General features: G+C 62.9%; 21 protein-coding genes. 3 read left to right on the top strand and 18 right to left on the bottom strand.

All coding sequences use genetic code 11. The features are described from left to right. Positions 1-17: 17 nt before the first annotated feature. From BT173_RS12300 to smc, 11 genes are all read right to left on the bottom strand, one after another. Positions 18-407, bottom strand: a complete 390-nt coding sequence (locus BT173_RS12300) for a DUF488 domain-containing protein (RefSeq protein WP_072428959.1) — start codon at positions 405-407, stop codon at positions 18-20. A 33-nt stretch (positions 408-440) separates the two neighbouring features. Continuing rightward, entirely contained in the window at positions 441-1,865 is a 1,425-nt protein-coding gene (locus BT173_RS12295; RefSeq protein ID WP_072428958.1) for a DUF8370 family protein, read from the bottom strand. A gap of 52 nt (positions 1,866-1,917) precedes the next feature. Next, on the bottom strand, positions 1,918-3,078 hold the full coding sequence (gene pseC / locus BT173_RS12290) for a UDP-4-amino-4,6-dideoxy-N-acetyl-beta-L-altrosamine transaminase (protein ID WP_072428957.1): 1,161 nt from the start codon (positions 3,076-3,078) through the stop codon (positions 1,918-1,920). Positions 3,079-3,159: 81 nt separating this feature from the next. Then, entirely contained in the window at positions 3,160-4,170 is a 1,011-nt protein-coding gene (gene pseB, locus BT173_RS12285) for a UDP-N-acetylglucosamine 4,6-dehydratase (inverting) (RefSeq protein WP_072428956.1), read from the bottom strand. 249 nt (positions 4,171-4,419) lie between these two features. Next, positions 4,420-4,956: a peptide deformylase gene (locus BT173_RS12280; RefSeq protein WP_072428955.1), complete on the bottom strand. Its 537-nt coding sequence runs from the start codon at positions 4,954-4,956 to the stop codon at positions 4,420-4,422. Between the two features lies 1 nt (position 4,957). Next, entirely contained in the window at positions 4,958-5,704 is a 747-nt protein-coding gene (locus BT173_RS12275) for an S-methyl-5'-thioinosine phosphorylase (RefSeq protein WP_072428954.1), read from the bottom strand. 90 nt (positions 5,705-5,794) lie between these two features. After that, positions 5,795-6,247, bottom strand: coding sequence for a GNAT family N-acetyltransferase (locus tag BT173_RS12270; RefSeq protein WP_072428953.1), 453 nt, complete (start codon positions 6,245-6,247; stop codon positions 5,795-5,797). Continuing rightward, on the bottom strand, positions 6,247-7,128 hold the full coding sequence (galU, locus tag BT173_RS12265; RefSeq protein WP_072428952.1) for a UTP--glucose-1-phosphate uridylyltransferase GalU: 882 nt from the start codon (positions 7,126-7,128) through the stop codon (positions 6,247-6,249). The genes BT173_RS12270 and galU overlap by 1 nt, the downstream gene beginning before the upstream one ends. A gap of 50 nt (positions 7,129-7,178) precedes the next feature. After that, on the bottom strand, positions 7,179-9,296 hold the full coding sequence (gene ligA / locus BT173_RS12260) for an NAD-dependent DNA ligase LigA (RefSeq protein WP_072428951.1): 2,118 nt from the start codon (positions 9,294-9,296) through the stop codon (positions 7,179-7,181). After that, positions 9,296-10,369, bottom strand: a complete 1,074-nt coding sequence (locus tag BT173_RS12255; protein WP_072428950.1) for a cell division protein ZipA C-terminal FtsZ-binding domain-containing protein — start codon at positions 10,367-10,369, stop codon at positions 9,296-9,298. The genes ligA and BT173_RS12255 overlap by 1 nt, the downstream gene beginning before the upstream one ends. Positions 10,370-10,561: 192 nt before the next feature. After that, complete coding sequence (smc, locus tag BT173_RS12250) at positions 10,562-14,059, bottom strand: chromosome segregation protein SMC (RefSeq protein WP_072429034.1); 3,498 nt, start codon at positions 14,057-14,059, stop codon at positions 10,562-10,564. A gap of 88 nt (positions 14,060-14,147) precedes the next feature. Here smc and BT173_RS12245 point away from each other — a divergent pair, with 88 nt between their 5' ends. Together BT173_RS12245 and BT173_RS12240 are read left to right on the top strand one after the other, a co-directional pair. Beyond that, a complete protein-coding gene (locus tag BT173_RS12245; RefSeq protein ID WP_072428949.1) occupies positions 14,148-14,765 on the top strand; it encodes an arylesterase in 618 nt (205 codons plus the stop codon). A gap of 341 nt (positions 14,766-15,106) precedes the next feature. Next, positions 15,107-16,993 carry a type IV pilus assembly protein FimV gene (locus tag BT173_RS12240; RefSeq protein ID WP_072428948.1) on the top strand — a complete coding sequence of 629 codons (1,887 nt, stop codon included), beginning with the start codon at positions 15,107-15,109 and terminating at the stop codon, positions 16,991-16,993. A 61-nt stretch (positions 16,994-17,054) separates the two neighbouring features. Here BT173_RS12240 and BT173_RS12235 read toward each other — a convergent pair whose 3' ends face one another. After that, entirely contained in the window at positions 17,055-18,059 is a 1,005-nt protein-coding gene (locus tag BT173_RS12235; RefSeq protein WP_072428947.1) for a DUF475 domain-containing protein, read from the bottom strand. A gap of 117 nt (positions 18,060-18,176) precedes the next feature. Here BT173_RS12235 and ispH point away from each other — a divergent pair, with 117 nt between their 5' ends. Then, positions 18,177-19,121, top strand: a complete 945-nt coding sequence (gene ispH, locus BT173_RS12230; protein WP_217651463.1) for a 4-hydroxy-3-methylbut-2-enyl diphosphate reductase — start codon at positions 18,177-18,179, stop codon at positions 19,119-19,121. Positions 19,122-19,187: 66 nt separating this feature from the next. Here the strand turns inward: ispH and BT173_RS12225 are convergent, their stop codons facing one another. The 6 genes from BT173_RS12225 to BT173_RS12200 are packed head-to-tail and all read right to left on the bottom strand — an operon-like array spanning position 19,188 to position 25,922. Beyond that, positions 19,188-21,506 carry a Tex family protein gene (locus tag BT173_RS12225; RefSeq protein ID WP_072428946.1) on the bottom strand — a complete coding sequence of 773 codons (2,319 nt, stop codon included), beginning with the start codon at positions 21,504-21,506 and terminating at the stop codon, positions 19,188-19,190. 3 nt (positions 21,507-21,509) lie between these two features. Then, entirely contained in the window at positions 21,510-22,661 is a 1,152-nt protein-coding gene (locus BT173_RS12220) for an HPP family protein (RefSeq protein ID WP_072428945.1), read from the bottom strand. A gap of 56 nt (positions 22,662-22,717) precedes the next feature. Then, on the bottom strand, positions 22,718-23,827 hold the full coding sequence (asd, locus tag BT173_RS12215) for an aspartate-semialdehyde dehydrogenase (protein WP_217651462.1): 1,110 nt from the start codon (positions 23,825-23,827) through the stop codon (positions 22,718-22,720). A gap of 18 nt (positions 23,828-23,845) precedes the next feature. Next, complete coding sequence (locus BT173_RS12210; RefSeq protein ID WP_072428944.1) at positions 23,846-24,370, bottom strand: GNAT family N-acetyltransferase; 525 nt, start codon at positions 24,368-24,370, stop codon at positions 23,846-23,848. After that, complete coding sequence (gene leuB, locus BT173_RS12205; RefSeq protein ID WP_072428943.1) at positions 24,370-25,434, bottom strand: 3-isopropylmalate dehydrogenase; 1,065 nt, start codon at positions 25,432-25,434, stop codon at positions 24,370-24,372. Before leuB ends, BT173_RS12210 begins: the two co-directional genes overlap by 1 nt. After that, the gene (locus BT173_RS12200) at positions 25,431-25,922 is read right to left on the bottom strand and encodes a hypothetical protein (RefSeq protein ID WP_072428942.1); all 492 of its coding nucleotides are present in this window, start codon (positions 25,920-25,922) and stop codon (positions 25,431-25,433) included. Before BT173_RS12200 ends, leuB begins: the two co-directional genes overlap by 4 nt. Positions 25,923-25,925: the final 3 nt, after the last annotated feature.

Below are 25,925 nucleotides of genomic sequence, written 5' to 3'. Positions count from 1 at the left end.
AACCGCGCTGGGGCTTGCTAGCCCTGTAGCACCGCGCCTTTTGCCAGTAATAGTTCACGCAAGACCGCGCGATGGCAACGCGCTTCGTCCTCGCAATAACACCCTACCGAAAAGTTGGTCTGGTGCGACAAAGCCGCCAGCAAAGCCAGATCATGCGCCGCAGCCGGCTCAGCCATTTCGGCCTTATAACGCTTCACAAACGCCGCCCAGTCTGCCGGGCTTTCGGCGGCTTGGCCCAGCTTCATGGTTTCGGCACTCGGCGCAAGATTGGGAAACCAGAGGTCGTACCAGTTTTGCGATGCGAATTCGGTTTTGGGTACGCCGCGTGGTGGGCGGCGGACTGTGCCGAGGCGCAGGCCTTCACCCTGAACGCGGGCAGTACCAAGTTGAACTATCTGAATGGGCATTCCCACACCAAAAATACTTTATGAATAAATGACTCAGTCATTAGCTATACTAGCCGATGGCTTTGGTACACCATTGGCAACAATGACTGTGGGCGCGCGCTTTCCTGAACTCATTACGAGCTCTCTAAAAGCTTGCCAACGTCCATCGCTGATCCCATCATTTTGGATAACGAGATATATGCCCTTATAAGCGGATTCAGCCTTTTGATATATAGGCAATTGCTTTTCAAAACCATGCGCCAGCTGTAAGTTACTCGTTAGCTTTATCTCAACAAGCACTTTCCCACTAAATCCTGAACTGATTTTAAAATCAACCGGCCCTCTGCCGCCGTCACTCTCTGGGGATAAATCGAGATCGTTTGCCTCACAATATGCAGCAGCAACACCAAAAAATAAGAGCTGCGCCGCTGATTCGTGCTTTCTTTGACCATTTTTATCATACAAGAGCTTACACAACTGATTGTCTTCAATTAGTTTCTTAAAGTGTAAACATATTTTCTCAACAACTGCGTATACGTCATCTGACGTGGGCTTGATTGGAAGGCTAAGCTTTAAATTCAACTGACGAGGTAGCTTTTTCGACGCCCGATACCAAACTGTCTCCCCTGCACGATCATCATTGAAATCGTAAAAATTTGCACCCTCCTGCTCGTAAGCAGCAATTACTTGCTTCAGCAACTCTGGATGATCGATGAATGCATGCTTAACTCGATCCTTTCGCTCAGCAGGCGTCAAGGATCGAATTGATCCAACGATAATTTTATTTAACTCTTCCCTGACAGCCTCGTTATGCTGAGTTATCCAATCTATATCGGCAAATGTCTCAGCAACAGGGAGATCCCTGAGGATTTGCTTCGGGATTAAAATTATAGGTTTTTTTGTATTTGGATTAAGCGGCAAATCATCAGGCTGAAGACCCTTGGAATAATGCGTCATCTCCATTGGAATGCCAAGATCGCTGCACACTCGCTGAGTAAACAACACCAAATCAGCCATAATTATTTTAGCAATCATGTCGCTAATCAAATCAGGGCCAACCCCCTCCTCAAATGCGCCAACAAGCTCGAAGATTGCAGCATCTTCATTCCCTGCCCTGACGATCTGCGTAATGGTTGAGAGAAGGCGCTTTCTTTTTAGTGGACCAGTCCCCTTGCCAGCGACTCCTTTACTTGAATATCCAATACACAAGCCTTGCACCTCTGGAAATTGAAGTAATTTATCCGCTCTCCGCCAAAAAACATCATCCTCCCTACTTATATTTCGCACCAGTCTTATTACATTTGCAAAATGCTCCGAAACTTTCTCGCGACTCTCAGCAAGCTCAGGAACGGTAGTGTGCCGCAATAAGCTTGGGTCAATAAAAAGGCGCGTATCTACACCTAGAATTGGGTCAAGCGCCCCAGATTCCTCGAATAGTTTTGGGTCAACTCCGTGGAAGTCACCAAGACTTGTTACCATTTTCCACCTGACAATTTATTGAGGAAATTGCATTGCAAAAACGCAATAAAAATTAACCACCCAATACCTTGCGAGCAGCCAAAACAATTACCTCCAATTGCTGATTGGACAAACCCGAAAACATCGGCAAACTCACCGCCTCGCGGTAATACGCTTCCGCATTCGGAAAATCGCCATCCTTGAAACCCAGCGCGCGGTAATACGGCTGGGTATGCACCGGGATGTAATGCAGGTTCACGCCGATGCCGGCGGTGCGCAGGCCTTCGAACACTTCGCGATGTGTCTTGCCGATCTGGTCGAGCTTCAGGCGCACCACATACAGATGCCAGGCCGATTCGGCGCCTGCCTGGCGCGTGGGGAGCTGCAGCGGCAGGTCGGCCAGTAGCTGGTCGTAACGCGCAGCCAGTTCGCGGCGGCGGGCCACGAAGGCGTCGAGCTTGTGCAGCTGCGACAGGCCCAGGGCAGCCTGGATGTCGGTGATTCGGTAGTTGTAGCCGAGCTCGGTCTGCTGGTAGTACCAGGGGCCGTGGCTGGGTTCGCTCATCTGCGCCGGGTTGCGAGTAATGCCGTGGCTGCGCAGGCTGCGCAGGCGTTCGGCCAGCTCGGCGCGGTTGGTCAGCACCATGCCGCCTTCGCCGGTGGTGATGATCTTCACCGGGTGGAAGCTGAAGATGGTCATGTCGGCATAGTCGCCGCAGCCCACCGGGCGGCCCAGGTAGCTGGCGCCCACGGCATGGCTGGCGTCTTCGATGACGATGAAGCCGTAGCGCTGCGCAAGCAGCTTGATGCGCGCCATATCGCAACTCTGGCCGCTGAAGGCCACCGGCACCACTACCTTGGGCAGGCGCCCGGCCTGCTCGGCGGTGATCAGCTTGGCTTCCAGTGCGTCGGCACACAGGTTCCAGGTGTGCGGGTCGATATCGACGAAATCGACATTTGCGCCGCAGTAGCGTGCGCAGTTGGCGCTGGCGACAAAGGTATTCGGCGTGGTCCACAGCCAGTCGCCCGGCCCAAGGTCCACCGCGAGGCAAGCAATATGCAGGGCGGCGGTGGCATTGCACACGGCCACTGCATGCTGGGCCTCATGGCGTGCGGCCATAGCGGCTTCGAAGCGCTCGATGCTCGGCCCCTGGGTCAGCCAGTCGGATTGGAGGACTTCGACAACGGCGTCGATATCGGCCTGATCGATGCTCTGGCGACCGTAGGGAATCATGCGGCTTTCCTGCTTGCGAAGCGGGCCGGCGGGGTGCCGGCCCAGCGGGTTAGGACGGGCGTTGGCATTACCGGGCTGGAATCAGGGCGTGGCCTTGTCCAGCGCGGCCAGCTCTTCAATCGTCAGGTAATGCGGGTTGCTGTCGGACACGTATTCGAAGCCCTCGGCCACCCGCTGGCCCTGCGCACCGAGCGCATTGGTCTGGTAGTTACTCTGCACGATGAAGTTGATGGCCGGCGCGATCACATAGTGGTCGGCGAACTCGAAGGTGTGCTGGGCGTCGTCGCGCGAGATCATCATCTCGTGCAGCTTTTCACCGGGGCGGATGCCGACGATGCGATGCGGCAAGCTCGGCGCAATCGCGCTGGCCATATCGGTAATTCTTGCCGACGGAATCTTGGGCACGAAGATTTCGCCGCCCTGCATGCGCTGGAAGTTGTTCAGCACGAAGGCTACACCGTCGTTGAGCGTGATCCAGAAGCGGGTCATGCGCGCATCGGTAATCGGCAACGAGTCTGCCCCTTCGGCGATCAGCTTGCGAAAGAAGGGCAGCACCGAGCCGCGCGAGCCGACCACATTACCGTAGCGCACCACGGAAAAACGCGTCTTGTGTCCGCCGGCAATGTTATTGGCCGCCACGAACAGCTTGTCGCTTAAGAGCTTGGTGGCACCGTACAGATTGATCGGGCTGGAGGCCTTATCGGTGGACAGCGCGATGACCTTCTCCACGCCGCATTCGATGGCGGCGTTGATCACGTTCTCGGCCCCGCCCACATTGGTACGGATGCATTCGGTGGGGTTGTATTCGGCGGCCGGCACCTGCTTGAGCGCAGCGGCGTGCACCACATAGTCGATGCCGCGCATGGCCTGGCGGATGCGGTCGGCATCGCGTACATCGCCGAGGAAGTAACGCATCTGCGGCGCGTTCAGCTCCTGCTGCATCTCGAACTGCTTGAGCTCATCGCGCGAGAACACCACCACGCGGCGCGGCTGGTGTTCTTTCAATAGCGTGGCAATGAATTTGCGCCCGAAGGAACCCGTGCCACCGGTGACCAGAATGGCCTTGTCCTTGAAAAAATCCTGATTAGCCATGGCCGCTCGCTAGATAGAGGTGAAGAAACAAAACTGACCGATTTACTGAAAGTCCACTGTCTCGCGTCAGCGAGGCTCCCTCCACGAACCGTGCAACGTGGACTTCCGTCGCGGCGGCGAGGGCGGGGGGAGTGGGATCAATCAGCAATAAGCCGTTGATTTGCGCTTGTCGATTAGCGCCCGGCTTAGCCGGGCGGTGAGCTGTTTTCAAATGCTTTGGCAACACGTGCTAAGCAAATAACCTGCCAATCACTCGTCCGGCAGATCGGCCATGCCCAGCGCATCGATAAAGCCAAAGGTGCGCAGATCGCGGATGCGCATCGGGTAGAGCATGCCGAACAGATGATCACATTCGTGCTGGGCCACGCGCGCATGAAAGCCGCTGACCGTGCGGTCTATCGCCCTGCCCTGTTCGTCCTGGCCCTGGTAGCGCAGCTGGGTGTAGCGCGGCACCACGCCGCGCATGCCCGGCACGCTCAGGCAGCCTTCCCAGTCGTCGGCCATCTCATCGCTCAGCGGCGTAAGCACCGGGTTGCACAGGATGGTGTAAGGCACTTCCTCGGCATCCGGGTAACGCGGGCTCTTGAAGCCGCCGAAGATGGTGATCTGCTTGGATACGCCAATCTGCGGCGCGGCAATGCCGGCACCATTCATGGCCACCATGGTGTCCTTCAGGTCCGCGATCAGCGCGGCGAGTTCGGGCGAGCCAAACTCCTCGGCCCGAATCGGGTCGGCCGTGCGCAGCAGCAGCGGGTCGCCCATTTTTACGATGCTACGAACCGCCATCTCAGTCTCCGTCCACTTTCACCAAGGCTTCCAGCATGCGGTGCACATGCTCGATCGCATCCTGGAACACGGTTTCCGCCGCGGCGAGGTCGACGTGGTGCTTGCTGTCGCCACGCCCGGCCGCCCAGTTCGACACCACGGCAATCGCGGCATAACTGAGGCCCGCCTCGCGCGCCAGCGCGGCTTCCGGCATGCCGGTCATGCCCACCATATCGCCGCCATCGCCGGCAATGCGGTTGATCTCGGCCGCGGTTTCCAGGCGCGGGCCCTGGGTGGCCGCATACACGCCATGTTCACGCAGCTGCTGGTGGCTGGTCTTGGCCGCCTTGATCAGGCGCCTGCGAAGCTTGGGGCAATACGGTTCGGTGAAATCGATATGGGTCACCGGCTTGTCGCCGCCTTCGAAGAAGGTGTGCCGGCGGCCCGAGGTGTAGTCGATGATCTGATCGGGCAGGACCAGGGTGCCGGGCGACAGGTCTTCGCGTATGCCGCCCACGGTGCATACCGACACCACGCGCGAGACCTTCTGCTCGGCCAGCGCCCAGATATTGGCGCGGTAGTTGATCTCGTGCGGTGGAATCGTGTGGCCGTAGCCGTGCCGGGCAATAAAGACCACGTGGTGGTCGTTGATCTCGCCGAAGGTCAGCGCGCCGGACGGTTCGCCGTAAGGGGTGCGTATCACCTGGCGGTGGGTGATCTTGAGGTTCTTCAACCGGGTGAGCCCGGTTCCGCCGATGATGGCCAGCATGCGCCTTGTCTCTCTATGGGTTTGTTCTGCACCCATTGTAGGCGCGAAACCGGGCTGAAAGGCAAGCGGGGCGCGGCTTCGCGCCCGGTTTCACTCGCTGTGCAGCGGCAGCGTGTAGTAGCGGTAGACCTGATCGAGCTGCCAGCCCTGCCGCGTGTACACGGCCTGGGCGCGCTGATTATCGTGCGCGGTGGACAGCATCAGATAGGCGGCACCGCTATCCAGCCCCAGCTGGCGGGCGGTCTGCAGCAGCGCATCGGCCACGCCGGTACCGCGCGCCTCGGGCGCCACATACAGATCGTTGAGCACCCAGATCGGCGCCAGCGCCAGCGAGCAGAAGCTGGGGTAAAGCAGCATGAAGCCAACCGGCTTGCCGGCCAGCTCGGCGATGAACACCTTGGCCTGCTCGCTCTGCAAGCGCATATGCAGGTAGATGCGCGCGGCGCCAAGGTCGCTGGCATAGCCGTAGAACTGCCTATAAGCATCGAACAGCTTGCTGGGCGCTTCCAGCGCGTCGCCGGGCAGCAGTGGGCGGATCTGCATCACGACACCTGTGTGCGGCAGAAGTCGCGCAGATAGGCGTTGAAGTCCGCGCCGACCTCGGGGTGCTGGCAGGCATAGGCGAGCGTGGCCTGCAGATAGCCGAGCTTGGAGCCGCAGTCGTAACGGGTGCCCTCGAAAGGCAGCGCCAGTACGCGTTCTTCTTCCAGCAAGGCGGCAATCGCGTCGGTCAGCTGAATCTCGCCGCCCTTGCCGGGCTGGGCATTGATCAGGTGGCGGAAAATACGCGGGCTGAGGATGTAACGCCCGACCACGGCCAGCGTGGACGGGGCATCTTCGGGCTTGGGTTTCTCGACAATGCCGCTGAGCTTGAGCAGGCCTTCGTCATTGGGCTTGGCCACCACGATGCCGTAGGAACCGGTATCGGCGCGCGGCACTTCCTGCACCCCGATCACCGAGCTTTGCGTCTGCGCATACAGCTCCACCATCTGCTGCATGACTGGCTTCTGCGCCGCGATCAGGTCGTCGGCCAGGATCACGGCAAACGGCTCATCGCCAATCAGCGGACGCGCGCACAGCACGGCGTGGCCAAGGCCCAGCGCCTCGGGCTGGCGCACATAGGCGCAGCTCACGTGCTTGGGCAGGATATTGCGCACCAGCTCAAGCAGTTCTTGCTTGCCCTTGGCTTCCAGCTCGGTTTCCAGCTCATAGGCCTTGTCGAAATGGTCTTCGATCGCGCGCTTATTGCGCCCGGTTACGAAGATCATATCGGTAATGCCGGCGGCGACCGCCTCCTCCACCGCGTACTGAATCAGTGGCTTATCGACCACATTGAGCATTTCCTTCGGGCTGGCCTTGGTGGCCGGCAGGAAACGGGTGCCGAGGCCGGCGACGGGGAATACGGCCTTGCAGACCTTTTGCATAGTGCTGTCCTGTTAGCGCCAACAAAGCGGCGGGGAAATCGGGTGCGGACTCAGTCGTCCGCGCGGGCTGCGCCATCCTGGCCCACCAGGGCCAGCAAACCAGCCTCGTCCAGGATGGTGATGCCCAGCTCCTGCGCCTTGTCGAGCTTGGAGCCGGCGGCTTCGCCGGCCACCAGATAATCGGTTTTCTTCGACACCGAGCCGGCGGCCTTGCCGCCGGCCGCCTCGATCAGCGCCTTGGCTTCATCGCGGCTCAGCGTGGGCAGGGTACCGGTCACCACCAGGGTCTTGCCCAGTAAGGGACCGGCGGGCACTGCCTCGCTCGGTTCGAACTCGGGCCATTGCACGCCAGCCGCGCGTAGTTGTTCGATCACCTCGATATTGTGCGCTTCCAGAAGGAAGTCACGAATCGACTGGGCGACCACCGGCCCCACATCGGGCACCGATTGCAGCGCAGCCAACGCGGCGGCCTCATCCTCGCGGCAGGCGGCTTCCAGCAGGCTGTCGAGCTTGCCGAAGTGGCGCGCCAGATCCTTGGCCGTGGTCTCGCCCACATTGCGTATGCCCAGCGCGTAGATAAAGCGTGCCAGCGTGGTGTGACGGCTTTGGTCTATGCCGGCGAGCAGATTGGCAGCCGATTTCTCGGCCATGCGCTCGAGCGCGGCGAGCTTGAGGATGCCAAGCTTGTAGAAGTCGGCCGGTGTGCGCACTAGGCCGGTATCCACCAGCTGTTCGACCAGCTTGTCACCCAGGCCCTCGATATCCATCGCGCGCCGCCCGGCAAAATGCAGCAGCGCCTGCTTGCGCTGGGCGGTGCACACCAGGCCACCGGTGCAGCGATAGGCCGCTTCGCCCTCTTCGCGCACCACATGCGAGCCACACACCGGGCAGCTGCTAGGCATCTCGAAGGCCGCGTAGCGCGCCACGCTACGCGTCTCGACCAGGTCGATCGCTTCTTCGACCATGGGCCGGCGTTCGAGCACCACGTCGACGATCTCGGGAATCACGTCACCGGCGCGGCGCACAATCACCGTATCGCCCTGGCGTACATCGAGCTGCCGGATGCGGTCGATATTGTGCAAGGTGGCATTGGTGACGGTGACCCCACCCACAAAGACGGGCGCGAGGCGCGCCACCGGTGTGATGGCGCCAGTACGGCCGACCTGCACATCGATGGCTTCCACCGTGGTCAGCATCTCCTGCGCCGGATATTTGTGCGCGACTGCCCAGCGTGGCTCACGGCTGACAAAACCGAGCTGTGCCTGTAAGGCGCGCTGGTTGACCTTGTAGACCACGCCGTCGATATCGAAGGGCAGGCTGTCGCGCTTGGCGGCAATCGCAGCATGGAAGGCAATCAGGCCCGCCGCGCCCTGCACCGTGGCGCGGTCGGCGCAGACGGGCAGGCCCAGCTTGGCCAGCGCATCGAGCAGCGCGCTATGGCTGGGCGGGATATCCCAGCCGTCCACCTCGCCCAGGCCATAGGCAAAAAAGCTGAGCGGACGTTTGGCGGCAATCTTGGAATCGAGCTGGCGCACCGCGCCGGCCGCGGCATTGCGCGGGTTGACGAAGGTCTTTTCCCCGGCCGCCAGCTGGCGCGCGTTCAGCGCATCAAAGTCGTCACGGCGCATATACACCTCGCCGCGCACTTCCAGCACCGGCGCCGTGCAGCCTGCCAGGCAGAGCGGAATCTGGCCGATGGTGCGGATATTCTGGGTGACTTCCTCGCCAGTCTCGCCATCGCCACGGGTAGCGGCACGTACCAAGAGGCCCGCCTCGTAGCGCAGGCTGATGGCCAGGCCATCGAACTTGAGTTCGGCCGCGTATTCGACCGCTGGCGCGGCCTCATCCAGGCCCAGATCGCGGCGCACCTTGGCATCGAAGTTCTCCGCCCCGCCCGCGCCCGAGTCGGTCTCGGTGCGGATGGACAGCATGGGCACGCTGTGGCGCACCGGCGCGAACGCATCGAGCGCGCGCCCACCGACCCGCTGGGTAGGCGAATCAGGCGTCAGTAGTTCGGGGTGGGCTTTTTCCAGCGCCTGCAGTTCCTGAAACAGGCGGTCGTACTCGGCATCGGGCACGCTCGGGGCGTCGAGTACATAGTACTCATGTCCATAGCGGTTCAGCAGCGCACGCAGTTCGCGCGCGCGGGATTCATTGGGCAACATCATCAGGCAAACAGGCGCAGGGCGGCGACGCTGCCAGCGGCAATGCCGCGCTCGTCCATGCGGTCATAGATATCGACCAGCTGCTTTTGAATGGCAGCGAGGTCGGCGGGTTTGAGCGAGCGATTGTCGTCATCGACCAGATCACCGCCCAGGGTCAGGGCCATTTGCTGGGCAAGGTCGGCCATGCGGTCGAAGGCTTGCTCGCCACCGGCCACGCGCGGCACGTCCAGCAACAGGGTCACTGACGGTGTGTCTTCCAGCGCGTCAAACGGCCGATGGTGGCGGTCGGCCAGCGTGAACAGCGTCTTGCCCGAATCGGAGCGCGCGTGAAAGGCGCCATCGCTTTCCAGCACCAGCCCGGCGGCCTCGGCCATGCTGCGCAGGCGGCCCACCGGGAAGGGGCTGCGGCTGGACATCACATTCAGGCCAATCTGCATGTCCACATCGGCGCAGAAGGCATCGAGCTGCTGGGCCACGCGCAGCTTGTCCTCGCGACGCGGAAAGGTTGCCACGCCGCCCGCGCGCTCAGCCATCGCCGTCACCTGCTCGCAGAACAGCACCATCTGCGCCTCGCTGAGCGGGCCTTGGCGGTCCACCAGCTGCAGACCGATGCGTAATTCGCTATAGCTGCCGCCAGCACGCACCAGTTCCCACTCGTCCGAGGTGGACAGGCCAAGCATCTTGACCCGCTTGCCGACCTCGATCGGGCTGATGGCCGCGAAGTCTATCGTGTCGCCCGGATGCAACTCGGCAATGTAATCGAGGGCCGGATCAAGCACCGACACCGCCAGTGCCAGTGAATCGCTAAGCTCCACCATCTCCGGCTCGCCGGTAGCGGGCTCGCCCAGCACCGGGGCCGCGGCAGCGGCAGGGGTCAGCGAAGGCTCGAGGCGCGCGCTGACTTCGCCCTGACGCACCATATTCTTGGGCGTATCGAGCAGCACATCGGGGTGACTGCGCGCAAACGCGGCCGCAGCACGCTTCTTGAAGCGCCATTCCTGCCAGGCATTGAAACCCCACACGCCAAACACGAGCGCGAGACCGAGGCCGAGGGTGATCCAGTGGAATTCAGTCATATTGGATATCTGATCGGGTGGCAGCCGAAGAATGAGGCCGCAGCGGGAATATGGGGCGCGAGCTTAGCGGAACGACCGCAGCACGCCAAGCCGCGCCGGCTATATCAGTGCTTGCTGACAACCCGGCGCAAGCACGCGTACGACTGGTGCGTGGCAGCGCAGGAACAGCGCCATGGGGCGAGTAGACATCGCTCAGGCTGCGGCGCCCTCGCGCATCTGCAGCGCCTGCTCGATATCCACCGCCACCACGCGCGACACACCCTGCTCCTGCATGGTGATGCCAATCAGCTGATCGGCCATCTCCATGGTCAGCTTGTTGTGACTGATATACAGGAACTGGGTGCGGTCGGCCATGCGCTTGACCATCTCGCAGAAGCGGCTGGTATTGGCGTCATCGAGCGGCGCATCCACTTCGTCGAGCAGACAGAACGGCGCGGGATTCAGGCGGAACAGCGAGAACACCAGGCTCAGCGCGGTCAGCGCCTTCTCGCCGCCCGACAATAGATGGATGGTGGAGTTCTTCTTGCCCGGCGGCTGGGCCATGATCTGGATGCCGGCGTCGAGGATTTCGTCGCCGGTCAGGATCAGCTCAGCATGGCCGCCGCCAAACAGCGAGGGGAACAGCTCCTGCAGGCTGCCATTGACCGCGTCGAAGGTGTTCTGCAGCAGGGTGCGGGTTTCGCGGTCGATGCGGCGGATGGCCGATTCCAGCGTTTCCATCGCCTCGGTCAGGTCGGCTGCCTGCGCATCCAGATAGGATTTGCGCTCACGCGCGGCATTCAGCTCATCCAAGGCCGCCAGGTTCACATTGCCCAGCGCATTGATGGCCTGGCCGAGCCGGCCGATTTCGCTGACCAAGCTATTGACCTTCAGACCGTTGCCGATCAAGGGCAGCAGCGCGGCCACATCGGCCTGGGCATCGAGCAATTCCTGCTCGAAGCGCTCAAGCGCCAGGCGCGCCTCCTGCTCCTTCAGGCGCAGCTCACCCACCTTGTCGCGCAGCGGGTCGAAGCCCGCCTCGATCTGCTGCTTCTCCAGCTCCTTCTCGCGCAGCGCATTGGTGGTGGCATTGGCGGCGTCGCGGGTGGCGGCCAGCGCGCGCTCCTTCTCGGCGCGCAGATTCACCGCTTCCTGAAAGCCGATATCGAACTCGCCCTCGTCGATGCCTTCGAGGTCGAAGCTCGCTTCCTCTAGGCGCAGGCGCGCCTCTTCGAGCTGATTGGCCAGCTCCTGATTACGCCGCAACAGCTCGGCCAGACGTGCCTCGGCCGACTGGCGCGCGAAGGCGGTTTCCTGTGCCAGGCGTTCTACCTGACGCAGCTTGCTGCGCTGGATATCCAGGGCGGTTTCCGCCTCGGCACGGGCGAGTTTGCTGGCCTGCACCAGCGCTTCCAGCGCCGGCAATTCGTGCAGCGCGGTTTCCGCCTCGCCGCGCACGGCTTCCTGCTCAATCACCAGCTCGGCCGCTTCCTCGGCCAGCTCGGCCTGTTCGCGGGCCAGCACCTCGGCGCGCGCCTTGGCCTGCTCGGCCGCCTGGTTCAGGCGTGCCACTTCCACCTGGCGCTCACCACGCAGCTGGCGCAGTGCATCAAGCTTCTGGCGCGCGTGCTTGAGTTCATTGTGCAATTCAACCAGCTGCTGCTCGCTGGCATGCAAGGCCTGGCTGGCAGCCTCCAGCGCCGGGACGATCTGCGCCAGGCGCTCGCCCAGCTCCTGCAAGTCCTTCTCGCGCTGCAACACGCCCGATAGCGCATTGTCTGGGGCATGGAAGTGCAGCGCATGGCGGCTGGCCGCATGGCCGGAACGCGCCACCACCAGCGCGCCCGGTGCCAGCGTGGCCTGACTGGCCTTTAGCTCGGCATCCTGTTCCACGCAGCTTACGCCGGCCAACCAGTCCTGCAGCGCCGCCTGCACGGCCGGGTGGCTGCTGCGCACCTTGTGCAGCAAGGCCTGCGCAGGCAGCGCAGGCAGCGCGGCGCTGGCGGCCGGCGACAGCACGCTCAAACGGGCCGGGGCAATGCCGCCAGCGGCCAGCTGGCCGATCAGCGCATTCATGCGCTCGCGCAGCACGGCCTCCACGGCGGTTTCCCAGCCCGCTTCGATCTGCAGCTCGCGGAACAGGCGCGGTGCGTCGTGCAGGCCCTGCTCGCGCAGCCAGGTATCGAGCGCCTTATCGGCACTTGCCTGCGCCTGCAGCTTGCTCAATGCCTCTTGGCGCGCACCCAGCTCGGCGCGTTCGGCGCGCAACCGTTCCACTTCCTGGCGCTGGCTGGCCCGTCGGCCTTCGGCCTCATGCAGCTCGCCTTCCATGGCCATCAGCCTGCCCTGCGCATCCTCCAGCGACAGACTCAGTTCTTCGAGCTCCAGGCGCTTATCGGCCAGCAGGTCGGCATCGGGCACCACCAGATTGCGCGCCTCGCTGGCCAGCTTGTCACGCCGTTGCTGCAGCTGGGCCAAGCTGCGCTCGAGGTGTTGCAACTGCTGCTCGGCCAGCTGGCGGGTCTGGCGTGCATGGGAGAAATTCAGCTGCGCCTCGCTCAGCGCGGCATCCTGCGCCTTGTACTGCGCCTCCAGGCGCGGCAGCGCATCCTGTTCATTGACGAGGTCGAGCTGGGCGTCTTCCTGCGCCAGTACCGCCTCATCGCGTCGGAGCTGCCACTCGTCCTGCTCGGCCGCCAGATTCTGTTGATTGCGTCCCAGCTCGTCGAGGCGCTGGCGTGCCTGATTCTGCTGCTGGGTCAGGCGCTGACGGGTTTCGCGCAGATGCAGCAGCTTTTGCTCCATGCGCGCGACGGTGGCGCTCGCATCAGCCAATGCGGTCTGCGCGGCGCTGACCTTGTCGCTGGCCTCGTAATGCTGCTCGCGCAGCAGTTCGATGCTGGCCTCGGTATCGCGCAGACGGCTGGTCTGCGATTCCAGCCCGGTTTGCGCGGCGGCGATCTCGGCGCGGAAATTCGCTTCATCGCGCTCGGCATCCAGCTTGCGTTGCAAGGCCAGTAGATTCTGCCGCTCGGTCAGGCGGGCCTTCAGCTCATGGAATTGCGCGGCCACACCGGCCTGGGTTTCCAGCTTCTCCAGCTGGCCAGCCAGCTCCGTGCGGATATCGTCCACTCGCTCAAGGTTTTCGCGCGTGTCAGCAATGCGGCTCTCGGTTTCCTTGCGGCGCTCCTTGTACTTGGACACGCCGGCCGCTTCTTCGAGAAAGGCGCGCAATTCCTCGGGACGTGCCTCGATGATGCGCGAGATCATGCCCTGCTCGATCACCGCATAACCCTTGGTACCGACCCCGGTACCAAGGAACAGGTCGGCGATATCGCGCCGCCTGCATTGTAGATTATTGATGTAGTAGGACGACTCGCCCTGGCGCGTCAGCACCCGCTTGATGCTGATTTCGGCGTATTGCGACCAGGCACCGGCCGCGCGGCCCTCAGCATTGTCGAACACCAGCTCCACCGAGGCGCGGCTGACCGATTTGCGACTGGTCGAACCGTTGAAGATCACGTCCTGCATCGATTCGCCGCGCAGCTGCTTGGCGCTCGATTCCCCAAGCACCCAGCGCACCGCATCGATCACATTCGACTTGCCGCAGCCGTTCGGCCCCACCACGGCCACCAGCTGGCCCGGTACCGGAATCGCGGTCGGGTCGCAAAAGCTTTTGAAGCCGGCAAGTTTGACGTGGGTAAGGCGCACGAGGCAGTCCTGCAAAAGGTAGGCGGCGGATTGTAAACGATGCCAGCGAGGCTGCTAGGATCTGGGCAATTCAAGCTAGGAAGCCACCATGCCCGTATTGCGCCATCTTTGTCTGCTCTTGCTCATTGCTCTACTGGCCGCCTGCGGTCAGCAAGCCACGCTGCCGCGCCTGACCGATGGCGCGACCATCCTCGCCTTTGGTGATTCGATCACTTATGGCACGGGCGCCACACCGGAGGAAAGCTACCCGGCCCAGCTCGCTAAGCTCAGCGGGCGTGTGGTCATCAATGCCGGCGTGCCTGGCAATACCAGTGCTGATGGCCTTGCACGCCTGGCCGACACGCTGGACGAGCAGGAGAGCAAACCGGCGCTGCTGATTCTGGGTCTGGGCGGCAATGATTTCCTGCGCCGCCTGCCCGAAGCCGAGACGGTGGCCAATCTGCGCGCAATGCTGGATGAAGCCAAACGACGCCAATTGCCGGTCTTATTGCTGGCCACACCCAAGCCAGGATTCGGTCTCAAGGTGCCTGATTTTTATCAGGAATTGGCCAAGGAATATGCAATTCCCCTTGAGGATGAAGCCTTGGCCGATATTCTCGCCGACAATCAAAGCAAGAGCGATTTGATTCACCCGAATGCGGCTGGCTACCAGCAGCTGGCGGCCGCCGTGGCCGAGGCTTTAAGGGATGCGGGCGCATTGAAATAGCCGGGCGATAATATAAACATGCTCGCTTTATTACTTCGTCATGCGATAGCGCTGCATGTATATGTCATTATTTTCGTGATTTGACAGTTTCTAATTAAAATTGTGGCAAGGCGCGCTATTCATGCGGTTTTATTCGCATCAATAGGCATGAAACAGCGTCAATATCGTCTAAGTTGAATTGGTCACTTTTGTCGGCCCTGCCTGTTGCGCCGACTAGAACGACAAGAAAGTCACCAATGCCCAAGCACCCTGCCCGATTTGTCTGTCCACCCACTCGCATCGCACTCTATTTGGCCCTCGCCGGCCTGCCCGCCTTAGCCAGCGCGGTCGCGCTAGGCGAGATGAAACTGACTTCCCATCTTGGCGAGGCATTCGCCGCCAGCGTACGCATCAATGCCCTGCCCGGCGAAGTGATTGCGCGCGAATGTCTAAGCGCCAGCCTGCGCGATGGTGGCGATGACGGTACGCCACGCCGTGTGCTGCTCGATTTCCAGTCCGATAAGCAAGGCGGCCTGCTCAGGCTGCAGGGGCTGGACAGCCTGTTCGAGCCGGTCGCCACGCTTAGCCTGCGCGTGCAGTGCGCAGATGGCGCCCAGATGCGTCGTGAATACACGCTCTTGCTCGATCCGCCCGCCGACCTGGCTCCTACCGTACCGCCCCCCGCGCCCGCCTTGCCGCTGGCCATGCGCAGCAACCCGCCCCCCACCCCGCTCACACAAGTCAGCTCAAGCGCCCCGGCGCGAATAGGCAGCCTGGCCAGTCTGAATGGCGAATGGCTGACCCGCGCGGGCGAGACTTATCGCTCGATTGCGCGGCAGATTTTCCCCGGCCAGCGCGAACAGCAGGATGCGCTGATCGCCGAGCTGCGCCGCCTGAATGCGCACCTGCCGCCACGCGGCAAGAAGCCCCTGGCCGAAGGTGTACGCCTGCGCCTGCCCAAAGATCTCCAGGCGCCCAAGGCGGCGCAGCCCAGCAAGCCACGCCAGGAACAACTCGTCGCCGCCACACCGGTCAGGCAGGACAAGCTATCGCTCAGCGAGGTACAGGACAGTGAGGCAAGCCCGCCGCCGCCCGAGGAGCTGGCTGCTTATCAGCAGCGCGAACAGACCTTGCAAAACCAGCTCAGCCAGCAAACCGCCCAACTGGAGGATGCACAGGCCCGCATTGCCAAGCTGGAAGCGCAAGGCCGGCAGATGCTGGCTGCCCTGAACCAGCGCAATGCCGACATCGCCAAGGCCGAGCAGCAAGCCCAGCGTCAGCAGTGGCTGGGCGTAGGTGGCCTGATCGCCCTGGTACTGGCAGTGGCAGCAGCATTGGCCGCCCTGCTGCTACGCAGGCGCAAACCGGCGCCGCAGCCGTTCACGCCGGCGCTGGCTGCCGATAGCCAAGCCGCGCCAGAGGCCGAGCTGCCCGATTTCTCGCCGGCCATTCAACGCACCGCCAGCCCGGCAGCCGAGCCACCCCCGTTTAGCGATGAGCCGGTAGGTCGCCGCTACCACGACGATCTGCAGGACAGCGATATGGATGTGGTGATGCTCAGCCATGTCGCCAGCGAAGCGGCCGTGCTGGCCGCCCACGGCCATTACGACAAGGCGGTGGCGCTGCTGCAGGATGAGCTCGAGCTGCACCCCACCCATCTGGTGAACTGGATGCAGCTGCTCGAGCTTCACTACACGCACCAGGATGCCGAGCGCTTCGTGCCGCTGGCGCGCGCCTTCCGCGAGCAGTTCGCCAGCACCGCGATGTGGGAAAAGGTGGCGCGTCTGGGCGCCCAGCTGCTGCCCGACGAGCCGCTGTTCGGCATGCATGCCAAGGCCGAGGAGGATGCGGCCGATGAGCTGACCCGCATGCTGGATGGACTATCGGCCAGCGCACCGGGCGAAGCCACGCCTCCAGCGACCGAGCTGGCCGCAGCGGCATCAGCAACGATTGAGCTGGAGCCGCTGGTGTTCGAACTTGGTACACCAGCGCAGGGCGCGGATACGCCGCCGCTGGCACTGGACCTGATCGAGGTGCCGCCGATCGAGCCGGTGTCCGCGTTGCCGGCCGGCTTGAAGGTGCCGGAAAGCGGGCGTGGCAAGCTGGAGGAAGCGAGCCAGCTGATTGCGGATGGTGAGTCGGAAGCCGGCGCGGCCATCCTTGAACATCTGATGCTCAAGGGCAGCCAGGAAGAGCGCATGGCTGCCGCGGAACTGCTGGTACGCCTGACCGCACCGCGCCAGGGCTGAACAGGCCGCCGCGCGCATAAAAAACGCCCCGCATCGCGGGGCGTTTTTCATCGATTCCAGCTTAGTTCTCGCCATGCAGGCGCTTGTGCTTGATCGAGCTCCACATCGCCCAGGCGATCAGTGCTAGGCCAATACCGCCGGTGATCACTTCCGGAATATGGATGGACACGCCGAGGAACATGATGGAGGCCAGCGCGCCGATGGCCCAGAACGCGCCATGCTCAAGATAACGGTATTCAGCCAGCGTGCCGCGGTCAACCAGCATCAGCGTAAAGGAACGCACGAACATGGCACCCACGCCCAAGCCGAGCGCGATGATGAACAGATTGTGCGACAGGGCAAACGCGCCGATCACGCCATCGAAGCTGAACGAGGCATCGAGGATTTCCAGATACATGAAACCGGCAAAGCCCTGCTTAGCCGTGCTGCTGGCCGCATCCTCGGCGCCCAAGATGGCACCGGCGCCATCAGCCAGGATGTAGGTGATGATGCCCCACAGACCCGCCACGATGAAATCGCCTTGCTCCGCCAAGGGCACAGTACGCGCGGTCAGCAGGATGACCAGCAGCGTGATGCCGATCTCCACCGACTGCAGCTTGCCCAGCTTGGTCAGGCGCGACTCGATGGGCTTGAACCAGTGGGTGTCCTTTTCCTGGTCGACGAAGAACTTGAGGAAGACCAGCATCAGGAAGGCGCCACCGAAGGCGGCGATCTGCGCATGGGCGCTGCTCAGCACCTCGGCATAGCGATGCTCATCAAAGATGGCCAGGCGCAGCACTTCAATCGGGCCAAGGCTCGCGACCACGCCGACGATCAGCAAGGGGAACACAAGGCGCATCAGGAAGACGGCGATCAGCATGCCCCAGATCAGGAAACGCCGGCGCCAGACCGGGTCCATATGCTCGAGCACCTTGGCATTGACCACCGCATTGTCAAAGGACAGCGAGGTTTCCAGGGCGGCCAATACCAGCACGATCCAGGCGGCCGGCCAACCACCCAGTAGATATCCAAGCACCAGCGCGATCAGGGTGAAGACGATGGAGCCGGTGTAATACTTCTTGATCATGAACGATCACTCCGCAGGAAGGCTGCAATCAGAAAAAAAGCGCGCGACTTTAGCACGAGCTTGGGCGGACTATCCGGTAAAATCAGCCTCCTTTGCAGCCTACACCGTGATACCGCCATGAGCACCATGCAAGTCATCCTCGCCAATCCCCGCGGCTTCTGCGCCGGTGTGGACCGGGCGATCGCCATTGTTGAACGCGCGCTCGAACAGTTCGGTGCCCCGATCTATGTGCGCCATGAAGTGGTACACAATAAGTTCGTGGTCGAAGATCTCAAGCGCAAAGGCGCGATCTTCATCGAGGATCTGGCCGATGTGCCGGCCGGCTCCACCCTGATCTTCTCCGCCCATGGCGTGCCACAGTCGGTGCGTCAGGAGGCCGAGCAGCGCGGCTTCAAGGTCTTCGACGCGACTTGCCCCCTGGTGACCAAGGTGCATATGGAAGTGAAGAAGCTGCGCGAAACCGGCTTCGAGATCGTCATGATCGGCCACAAGGGCCACCCCGAGGTCGAAGGCACCATGGGCCAGTCACAGGGCGGCATGTATCTGGTCGAAGACGCGGCCGATGTGGCCAAGCTGCAGGTGAGCGACCCAAGCAAGCTCGCCTACGTGACCCAGACCACGCTGAGCGTGGACGACGCCGCCGTGGTGGTGAATGCGCTCAAGCAGCATTTCCCGCTTATCGTCGGGCCGAAGAAGGACGATATCTGCTACGCGACCCAGAATCGCCAGGATGCGGTCAAGCAGCTGATCACCGAGACCGATGTGGTGGTGGTGGTCGGTTCGGTCAATAGCTCCAACTCAAACCGCCTGCGCGAGGTGGCCACCAATGCCGGCCTCGATGCCTATCTGGTCGACAATGCCAGCGAGCTGAAGGCCGAATGGTTCGCGGGCAAAGGCCGAGTGGGCGTCACCGCCGGCGCCTCGGCGCCCGAGGTGCTGGTCAAGGAAGTGATTGCCCGCATTGGCGAGTTCGGCGGCCAGGATGTACGCGAGATGGATGGCACCATCGAAGGCATCGTGTTCTCGCTGCCCAAGGGCTTGAACACGGTGAGCGCGGCCTAAGCCACACCGTGGCCAGCATGAAAACACCCCGCCAAGGCGGGGTGTTTTGTTTTGGGCCGGCTGGGCTTACTTGCGCTTGAGCGCAGCAAAAGCTGCCGCCATCGCGCCACCAGCTTCCGGCGCCGGCTTGTTGTCCTGCTGGCGCGGGCGACCGCTGCCCTGGCGCTCCTGGCTGGTACGCGGCGCGCTGCCAGCTGCCGGTGGCTGGTCGTCCATGCGCATGGTCAGGGCAATGCGCTTGCGCGCCACATCGACCTCCAGCACCTTGACCTTGACCACATCGCCGGCCTTCACCACCTCGCGTGGGTCCTTGACGAATTTGTTCGCCAAGGCCGACACATGCACGAGGCCATCCTGGTGTACGCCGATATCCACGAAGGCGCCAAAGGCGGCCACATTGCTGACCACGCCCTCCAGCACCATGCCGGGGCGCAGGTCCTTGATGTCCTCGACCCCGTCCTGGAAGGTGGCGGTCTTGAACTCGGGGCGTGGATCGCGGCCGGGCTTGTCGAGCTCGGCAAGAATGTCTTTCACCGTCGGCAGGCCGAAGCGCTCATCGGTGAACTCCGCCGGGTTCAGCTGCTTGAGAAAGGCCGAATCACCGAGCACCTGACGCATCTCGCGCCGGCTCTTGGCCAGAATCTTCTCCACCACCGGGTAGGCCTCCGGGTGCACCGAGGAGGCATCGAGCGGGTTGTCACCATTCATCACGCGCAAGAAGCCGGCTGCCTGCTCGAAGGTCTTGTCACCGAGGCGCGCCACCTTCAAGAGATCGGCACGGCGACGGAACGCGCCATGCGCATCGCGGTGCGCCACGATATTGCTGGCCAAGGTCGGCGTGAGGCCCGACACGCGCGCCAGCAAGGCGCTGGACGCCATATTCACATCCACACCCACCGCGTTCACGCAGTCTTCCACCACCGCATCAAGCGAGCGGGCCAGCTCGCCCTGGTTGAGGTCGTGCTGATACTGGCCCACGCCAATCGCCTTCGGATCGATCTTGACCAGTTCGGCCAGCGGGTCCTGGAGACGGCGGGCAATCGACACCGCACCGCGCAGGCTCACGTCCAGATCGGGGAACTCCTTGGCCGCCAGCTCGGAGGCCGAGTAGACCGAGGCGCCGGCTTCCGACACCACGATCTTCTGCATGCGTGCCTCGGGCAACAGCTTGATCAGCTCCTGGGCCAGCTTGTCGGTTTCGCGGCTGGCCGTGCCATTACCGATGGCGATCAGCTCAACCTTGTGCGCTGTGCACAGGCGCGCCAGCGTGCGCAGGCTGCCATCCCAGTCATTACGCGGCACATGCGGGTAGATAGTCTCGGTGGCGACCAATTTGCCAGTGTTGTCGACCACTGCGACTTTCACGCCGGTACGCAGACCGGGGTCCAGACCCAGGGTGGCGCGCGGGCCGGCCGGGGCGGCCAGCAGCAGGTCCTTCAGGTTGCTGGCGAATACCTTGATCGCCTCGACCTCGGCCGCCTCGCGCAGCCGATTGGTCAGCTCCACTTCCAGCGAGAGGAAAATCTTGGCGCGCCAGGCCAGGCGCACGCCATCGAGCAACCAGCGGTCGGCCGCCCTACCCTGGTCGCGCACATTGAAGCGCAGCGCCACGCGCGCTTCGCCGGCGCTCTGGCGGCCAGGCTGTAAGTCGGCATCTTCCGGCAGCTGCAGCGTGAAGTTCAGGATGCCTTCGTTACGGCCGCGCAGAATCGCCAGCGCGCGGTGCGAGGGGGTTTTGGCCAAGGGCTCGCGATGATCGAAATAGTCGGCGAACTTGGCCCCCTCCTCGCGCTTGGCTTCATCGGCGAGGCTGACCACCAGCTCGGCACGGCTCCACAACAGCTCACGCAGCTCGCCCAAGAGGCCCGCGTCTTCCGCGTACTGCTCGATCAGGATGTGGCGCGCGCCATCAAGGGCGGCCTTCACATCGGCTACCGCCTTCTCTTCCGACACATAGGCGGCCGCCTCGGCTTCCGGGTTCAGGGTCGGGTTGGCCAGCAGCGCCTCGGCCAGCGGTGCCAGGCCTGCCTCGCGGGCAATCTGGGCGCGAGTGCGGCGCTTTTGCTTATAGGGTAGGTACAGGTCTTCCAGGCGCTGCTTATTGTCGGCACCCAGCAATTCGGCGTGCAGCTCGGGGCTTAGCTTGCCCTGTTCCTGCACCGAGGCAATCACCGCACTGCGCCGCTCTTCCAGTTCGCGCAGATAGCGCAGGCGCTCTTCCAGTGTGCGCAGCTGGGTGTCATCGAGGCCGCCGGTCACTTCCTTACGGTAGCGGGCAATAAAGGGCACGGTAGCGCCCTCGTCCAGCAGGGTCACGGTGGCGGCCACCTGGTTGGGGCGGCAGTTCAGTTCCTGGGCAAGGCGGATTTCAATCGTGGGTAGCATGGTCTAGTTCTGCGCGGCGGCCAGGCCGCCTTGGGTGGCAAAAAGCTGTTGGTGGAAGAGATGGACAAGCAGATCGGTTTGGCTGATCAGGCCGTACAGCTGGCCGGCGTCATCAAGCACGATGCACAGATGCGCTTCGCTGGCGCTCATCCGCGCGAGCAGCTCGGCCACCGGCAGGCGATGGGCAATCTGCAGCGGGCTGCGCTGCATCAGCTGGCTGACCGGTTTGGCGTGCCAGTGTTCGAGTGCCGCTTGGGCCAGCTCAAGCGCGGGCGCATCCTGCAGCATTTCACCCGGCGCGAACAGTCCGATCACCCGTCCAGCCGCATCCAGCACCGGCGCACTGCCGACATCGCGCTGATGCAGTAAGCGCCAGGCATCGCTGGCCGGCAGGTCGTGGGCCAGACTCAGCACATCGCGCGAGGCGATATCGGCGCACAGCAGGGGGCCGGCCATACGCCGTGCGGCATGGCGCTCGGCAGCCAGATACAGCTGTTCGAGCTCGGCTGGCGTCAAATCCACCAGCACATCCTGTTCGGCCAATGCGCGCGCCATATCCACCTCGCGCACTGGGCCGCGTGCCTGCGAGGCCGGGTCGCGCGCGCCGTGCTTGCTGTTCAGGTGCTTGCGCAAGGGGTAGTGGCGGCCGGACAGTAGATTATTGAGCAGCAGCCCCATCAGCAGCACCGCGAAGGCGCCGCTGAGCACCGGATGCAGCAGATAGGTAAAGCCGAGCTCATGGATGGCTGCGCCGCCGATCACCGCAGTCAGCGCCGTAGCGCCACCGGGTGGGTGGGCACAACGGCAGGCCAACATGGCGATGATGGCCAGGCCTACCGCCAGCGCGGCAGCCAGATGCGCTTCGGGGATCAGGCGCTGGCATAGCACACCAACCAGGGCCGAAATCAGATGCCCGCCGATCAGCGGCCAGGGCTGGCCGAGCGGACTGGTAGGCAGGCCGAACACGATGACCGCCGAGGCCCCCATCGAGGCGGCAATCAATAGGCCGGCCGTGCCTGGCATCAACGTGGCGGCAAACAGGCTGACCAGCAAAATAGCCAGTGCACCGCCAATACCGGCGCGCAACCGTTCCGGCCAGCTGACCGTGGCAGGATCGGGCAGCCAGTCGCGCCAGCGGGAAGAGGAATCGGACATGGAAGGCAGGCAAGACGGCGGGGCGGCCAAGGCCGCCCCGGGAGAGAACTACAGGCTTACTTGTCGAGCAGGATGCGCAGGGTGCGGCGCAGCGGCTCGGCCGCGCCCCACAAGAGCTGGTCGCCGCAGACGAAGGCGCTCACGTATTCCGGGCCCATGTTGAGCTTGCGCACGCGGCCAACGGCAATATCGAGCTTGCCGGTCACGAAGGTCGGGGTCAGTTCCTTGACCGTGGTAGCGCGATCATTGGGCACAAAGTGGGTCCACGGTGTGCTGCCCGCGATCAGCTGTTCAATCTCGGCCAGCGGCAGATCCTTGTTCAGCTTGATGGTCAGCGCGAGGCTATGGCAGCGCATGGCGCCGATGCGCACGCACAGGCCATCCACCGGCACCTTGGTTTCATTGCCAAGAATCTTGTTCACCTCGGCCTGGCCCTTCCATTCTTCCTTGGACTGGCCATTGTCGAGCTGCTTGTCGATCCACGGGATCAGGCTGCCAGCCAGCGGTGCACCGAAGTGCTCGGTCGGCAGCTTGTCGTCGCGCATGGTGTCGGCCACGCGGCGGTCGATTTCCAGAATGGCGGAAGCCGGATCAGCCAAGAGGTGGGCTACCGAGCCATGCAGCGCGCCCATCTGGGTTAGAAGTTCGCGCATATGCTGCGCACCGCCGCCCGAGGCAGCCTGGTAAGTCATTGAGGACACCCAGTCGACGAGGCCAGCCTTGAACAGACCACCCACACCCATCAAGAGAATGGAATTGGTGCAGTTACCGCCGATGAAGTCCTTGCCACCCTTGGCGACCGCGCCCTTGATCTGGTCGAGGTTGACCGGGTCGAGCACGATGACGGCGTTGTCTTCCATGCGTAGCGTGGAGGCCGCGTCGATCCAGTAGCCAGTCCAGCCAGCCGCACGCAGCTGCGGGTGGATCTCGGTCGTGTAGTCGCCACCCTGGCAGGTGATCACCACATCCATGGCCTTCAGGGCTTCGATGGACTTGGCGTCCTGCAGCGGTGCGGCGCCACGGCCAACGTCCGGGCCATGGCCGCCGACATTCGAGGTGGTGAAGAAAACCGGATCAATATGGGCGAAGTCGTTCTCTTCGCGCATGCGCTGCATGAGCACGGAACCAACCATGCCACGCCAACCGACCAAACCAACTTTCAACATGATGTTCTTCCTGGGGAATTAAGTAATTTGCTGCGGAAGAAGGCCAGGGCTCAGGCGCGCCATCAGGATCACATCCTGGTAACTGCCATCGCGGAACGCGAAACCGCGTTGCACGCCTTCTTCGACAAAACCGAATTTCTGGTACAGACGATACGCCGGCGCGTTCTTGGCGAACACACCCAACTCGATACGCAAGACCGCCAACCAGCGATCGGCCGCATCGATCAGCGTCTGCATGAACAGGCTACCGATGCCCTGCCCCTGCGCGGGCTGCGCGACCGCGATCAGCAGCGTGCGCGCATGACGGCGGCGCGGGCTTTTAGCGGCGGCCATCAAGCCGGCAAAGCCGAGTAGCTCACCGTCGCGCTCGGCGACCAAGAGCAACTCGTCCATGCTCACACTCTCTACCCAGCTACGCCATTGCGCAGCGGTGGAGTGCGGCAGGCGCAGCAGATTGCCGAATACCGACTCGTCGGCCGCGATGCGGGCCAAACCCTCGGCGTCGGCCGGCACGGCTGCGCGGATCAGCACACCGTCGGCCATTACAGCGCCGCGACCACCGCGTCGCCCATGCCCGAGCAGCTGACCTTCTCGGTGCCCGGCTCGTAGATATCCGCGGTGCGATAGCCCTTTTTAAGGACAGCCTGCACGGCGCCTTCGATGCGCTTGGCTACATCCTCACGAGCAAAGGTGTAACGCATCATCATGGCCAGCGAAAGGATGGTCGCCAGCGGGTTGGCCAGGTTCTTGCCGGCGATATCCGGGGCCGAACCGTGGCAGGGCTCGTACAGGCCCTTGTTATTGGCATCGAGCGAGGCCGAGGGCAGCATGCCGATCGAACCGGTCAGCATCGAGGCTTCGTCGCTGAGGATGTCGCCGAAGATATTGCCGGTGACGATCACGTCGAATTGCTTGGGATTGCGCACCAGCTGCATGGCGGCATTGTCCACATACATATGGCTGAGCTCGACTTCCGGGTATTGCTTGGCCACGTCGATGACGATTTCCTTCCAGAACTCGGTGCATTCGAGCACATTGGCCTTGTCGACCGAGCACAGCTTCTTATTGCGCTTCATGGCGATATCGAAGGCCACCTTGGCGATGCGGCGGATTTCCGACTCGCTGTAGCGCATGGTGTTGAAGCCTTCACGCTCGCCGTCGGCATTCACATGGATGCCGCGCGGCTGGCCGAAGTAGATGTCACCGGTCAGCTCGCGCACGATCATGATGTCGAGGCCAGCCACCACTTCGGGCTTCAGGGTCGAAGCACCAGCGAGTTCCGGGTAGAGCATGGCCGGGCGCAGATTGCCGAACAGGCCGAGGTCCTTGCGGATGGCCAACAGGCCGCGCTCAGGGCGCTTGTCGCGCGGCAGCGTGTCGTATTGCGGGCCGCCCACGGCGCCCAAGAGGATCGCATCGGCAGCGCGCACCGCATCACGGGTCGCATCCGGATAGGGCTCGCCATACTGGTCGTAGGCCGCGCCACCCAGCGGCACGGTCACGGTTTCCACCGGCAGGCCATCGGCCTTCAGTTTGTCCAGCACGCGCACTGCCTGCGCAACGATTTCCGGGCCGATGCCGTCACCGGGGAGGATGGCGATTTTCATGGTTTTTCCTGGGGAGTGGGGCCTTGCGCCAAGAGCGCACTGGCCACGGTGTAACAATCGTCAATATGCTTGCGGCCCAGCCGGGCCACGATCTGATAACTGAGGCCGGCGGCCACTGCCTGGCCAGCCAGTGGCACGAAGCGCAGCACAGCCTTACCCAACCAGCGCGCGCCCATCTTCTTGATCACCAGCATGGCCAGCTGCTTGGTGACCAGCTTGCCGATCAGCTCACTACCGAGCCTACCGGCCGCCAGCAGCACATAGCTGCGCGTATTCGGGTCGAGCCGGGCGATATCGGCCTGCGACAGGCCAAAGCGTGCATTGATGGTTTCCAGCATCTCGGAGAACACCGCCACATCGGCCAGCATGTCCATGCCGGGCAGCGGCACCACCGCCACGCCGGCCGAGATGCTGGCGCGCTTACGCACCAGCTGCAGGCAGTCGCTGCGTATCTGTTCCAGCTCGGCCAGGCTCTGCGCTTGCGCCATCGT

The sequence above is a fragment of the Chitinimonas taiwanensis DSM 18899 genome (genome assembly GCF_900119825.1).
GTDB classification, from domain to species: domain Bacteria; phylum Pseudomonadota; class Gammaproteobacteria; order Burkholderiales; family Chitinimonadaceae; genus Chitinimonas; species Chitinimonas taiwanensis.
This window is presented reverse-complemented; position numbering and strand designations above follow the sequence as displayed.

Excerpts from the sequence above, each read along its gene's own strand:
- BT173_RS12245 (WP_072428949.1), top strand. The coding sequence starts at position 14,148 with ATGCCCGTATTGCGCCATCTTTGTCTGCTCTTGCTCATTGCTCTACTG.
- ligA (WP_072428951.1), bottom strand. The coding sequence starts at position 9,296 with ATGATGTTGCCCAATGAATCCCGCGCGCGCGAACTGCGTGCGCTGCTG.
- BT173_RS12240 (WP_072428948.1), top strand. The coding sequence starts at position 15,107 with ATGAAACTGACTTCCCATCTTGGCGAGGCATTCGCCGCCAGCGTACGC.
- BT173_RS12300 (WP_072428959.1), bottom strand. The coding sequence starts at position 407 with ATGCCCATTCAGATAGTTCAACTTGGTACTGCCCGCGTTCAGGGTGAA.
- galU (WP_072428952.1), bottom strand. The coding sequence starts at position 7,128 with ATGCAAAAGGTCTGCAAGGCCGTATTCCCCGTCGCCGGCCTCGGCACC.
- asd (WP_217651462.1), bottom strand. The coding sequence starts at position 23,827 with ATGTTGAAAGTTGGTTTGGTCGGTTGGCGTGGCATGGTTGGTTCCGTG.
- ispH (WP_217651463.1), top strand. The coding sequence starts at position 18,177 with ATGAGCACCATGCAAGTCATCCTCGCCAATCCCCGCGGCTTCTGCGCC.
- leuB (WP_072428943.1), bottom strand. The coding sequence starts at position 25,434 with ATGAAAATCGCCATCCTCCCCGGTGACGGCATCGGCCCGGAAATCGTT.
- pseC (WP_072428957.1), bottom strand. The coding sequence starts at position 3,078 with ATGATTCCCTACGGTCGCCAGAGCATCGATCAGGCCGATATCGACGCC.
- BT173_RS12225 (WP_072428946.1), bottom strand. The coding sequence starts at position 21,506 with ATGCTACCCACGATTGAAATCCGCCTTGCCCAGGAACTGAACTGCCGC.
- BT173_RS12275 (WP_072428954.1), bottom strand. The coding sequence starts at position 5,704 with ATGCTGGCCATCATCGGCGGAACCGGGCTCACCCGGTTGAAGAACCTC.
- BT173_RS12235 (WP_072428947.1), bottom strand. The coding sequence starts at position 18,059 with ATGATCAAGAAGTATTACACCGGCTCCATCGTCTTCACCCTGATCGCG.
- BT173_RS12270 (WP_072428953.1), bottom strand. The coding sequence starts at position 6,247 with ATGCAGATCCGCCCACTGCTGCCCGGCGACGCGCTGGAAGCGCCCAGC.
- pseB (WP_072428956.1), bottom strand. The coding sequence starts at position 4,170 with ATGGCTAATCAGGATTTTTTCAAGGACAAGGCCATTCTGGTCACCGGT.
- BT173_RS12220 (WP_072428945.1), bottom strand. The coding sequence starts at position 22,661 with ATGTCCGATTCCTCTTCCCGCTGGCGCGACTGGCTGCCCGATCCTGCC.
- BT173_RS12295 (WP_072428958.1), bottom strand. The coding sequence starts at position 1,865 with ATGGTAACAAGTCTTGGTGACTTCCACGGAGTTGACCCAAAACTATTC.
- BT173_RS12280 (WP_072428955.1), bottom strand. The coding sequence starts at position 4,956 with ATGGCGGTTCGTAGCATCGTAAAAATGGGCGACCCGCTGCTGCTGCGC.
- BT173_RS12200 (WP_072428942.1), bottom strand. The coding sequence starts at position 25,922 with ATGGCGCAAGCGCAGAGCCTGGCCGAGCTGGAACAGATACGCAGCGAC.
- BT173_RS12210 (WP_072428944.1), bottom strand. The coding sequence starts at position 24,370 with ATGGCCGACGGTGTGCTGATCCGCGCAGCCGTGCCGGCCGACGCCGAG.
- BT173_RS12255 (WP_072428950.1), bottom strand. The coding sequence starts at position 10,369 with ATGACTGAATTCCACTGGATCACCCTCGGCCTCGGTCTCGCGCTCGTG.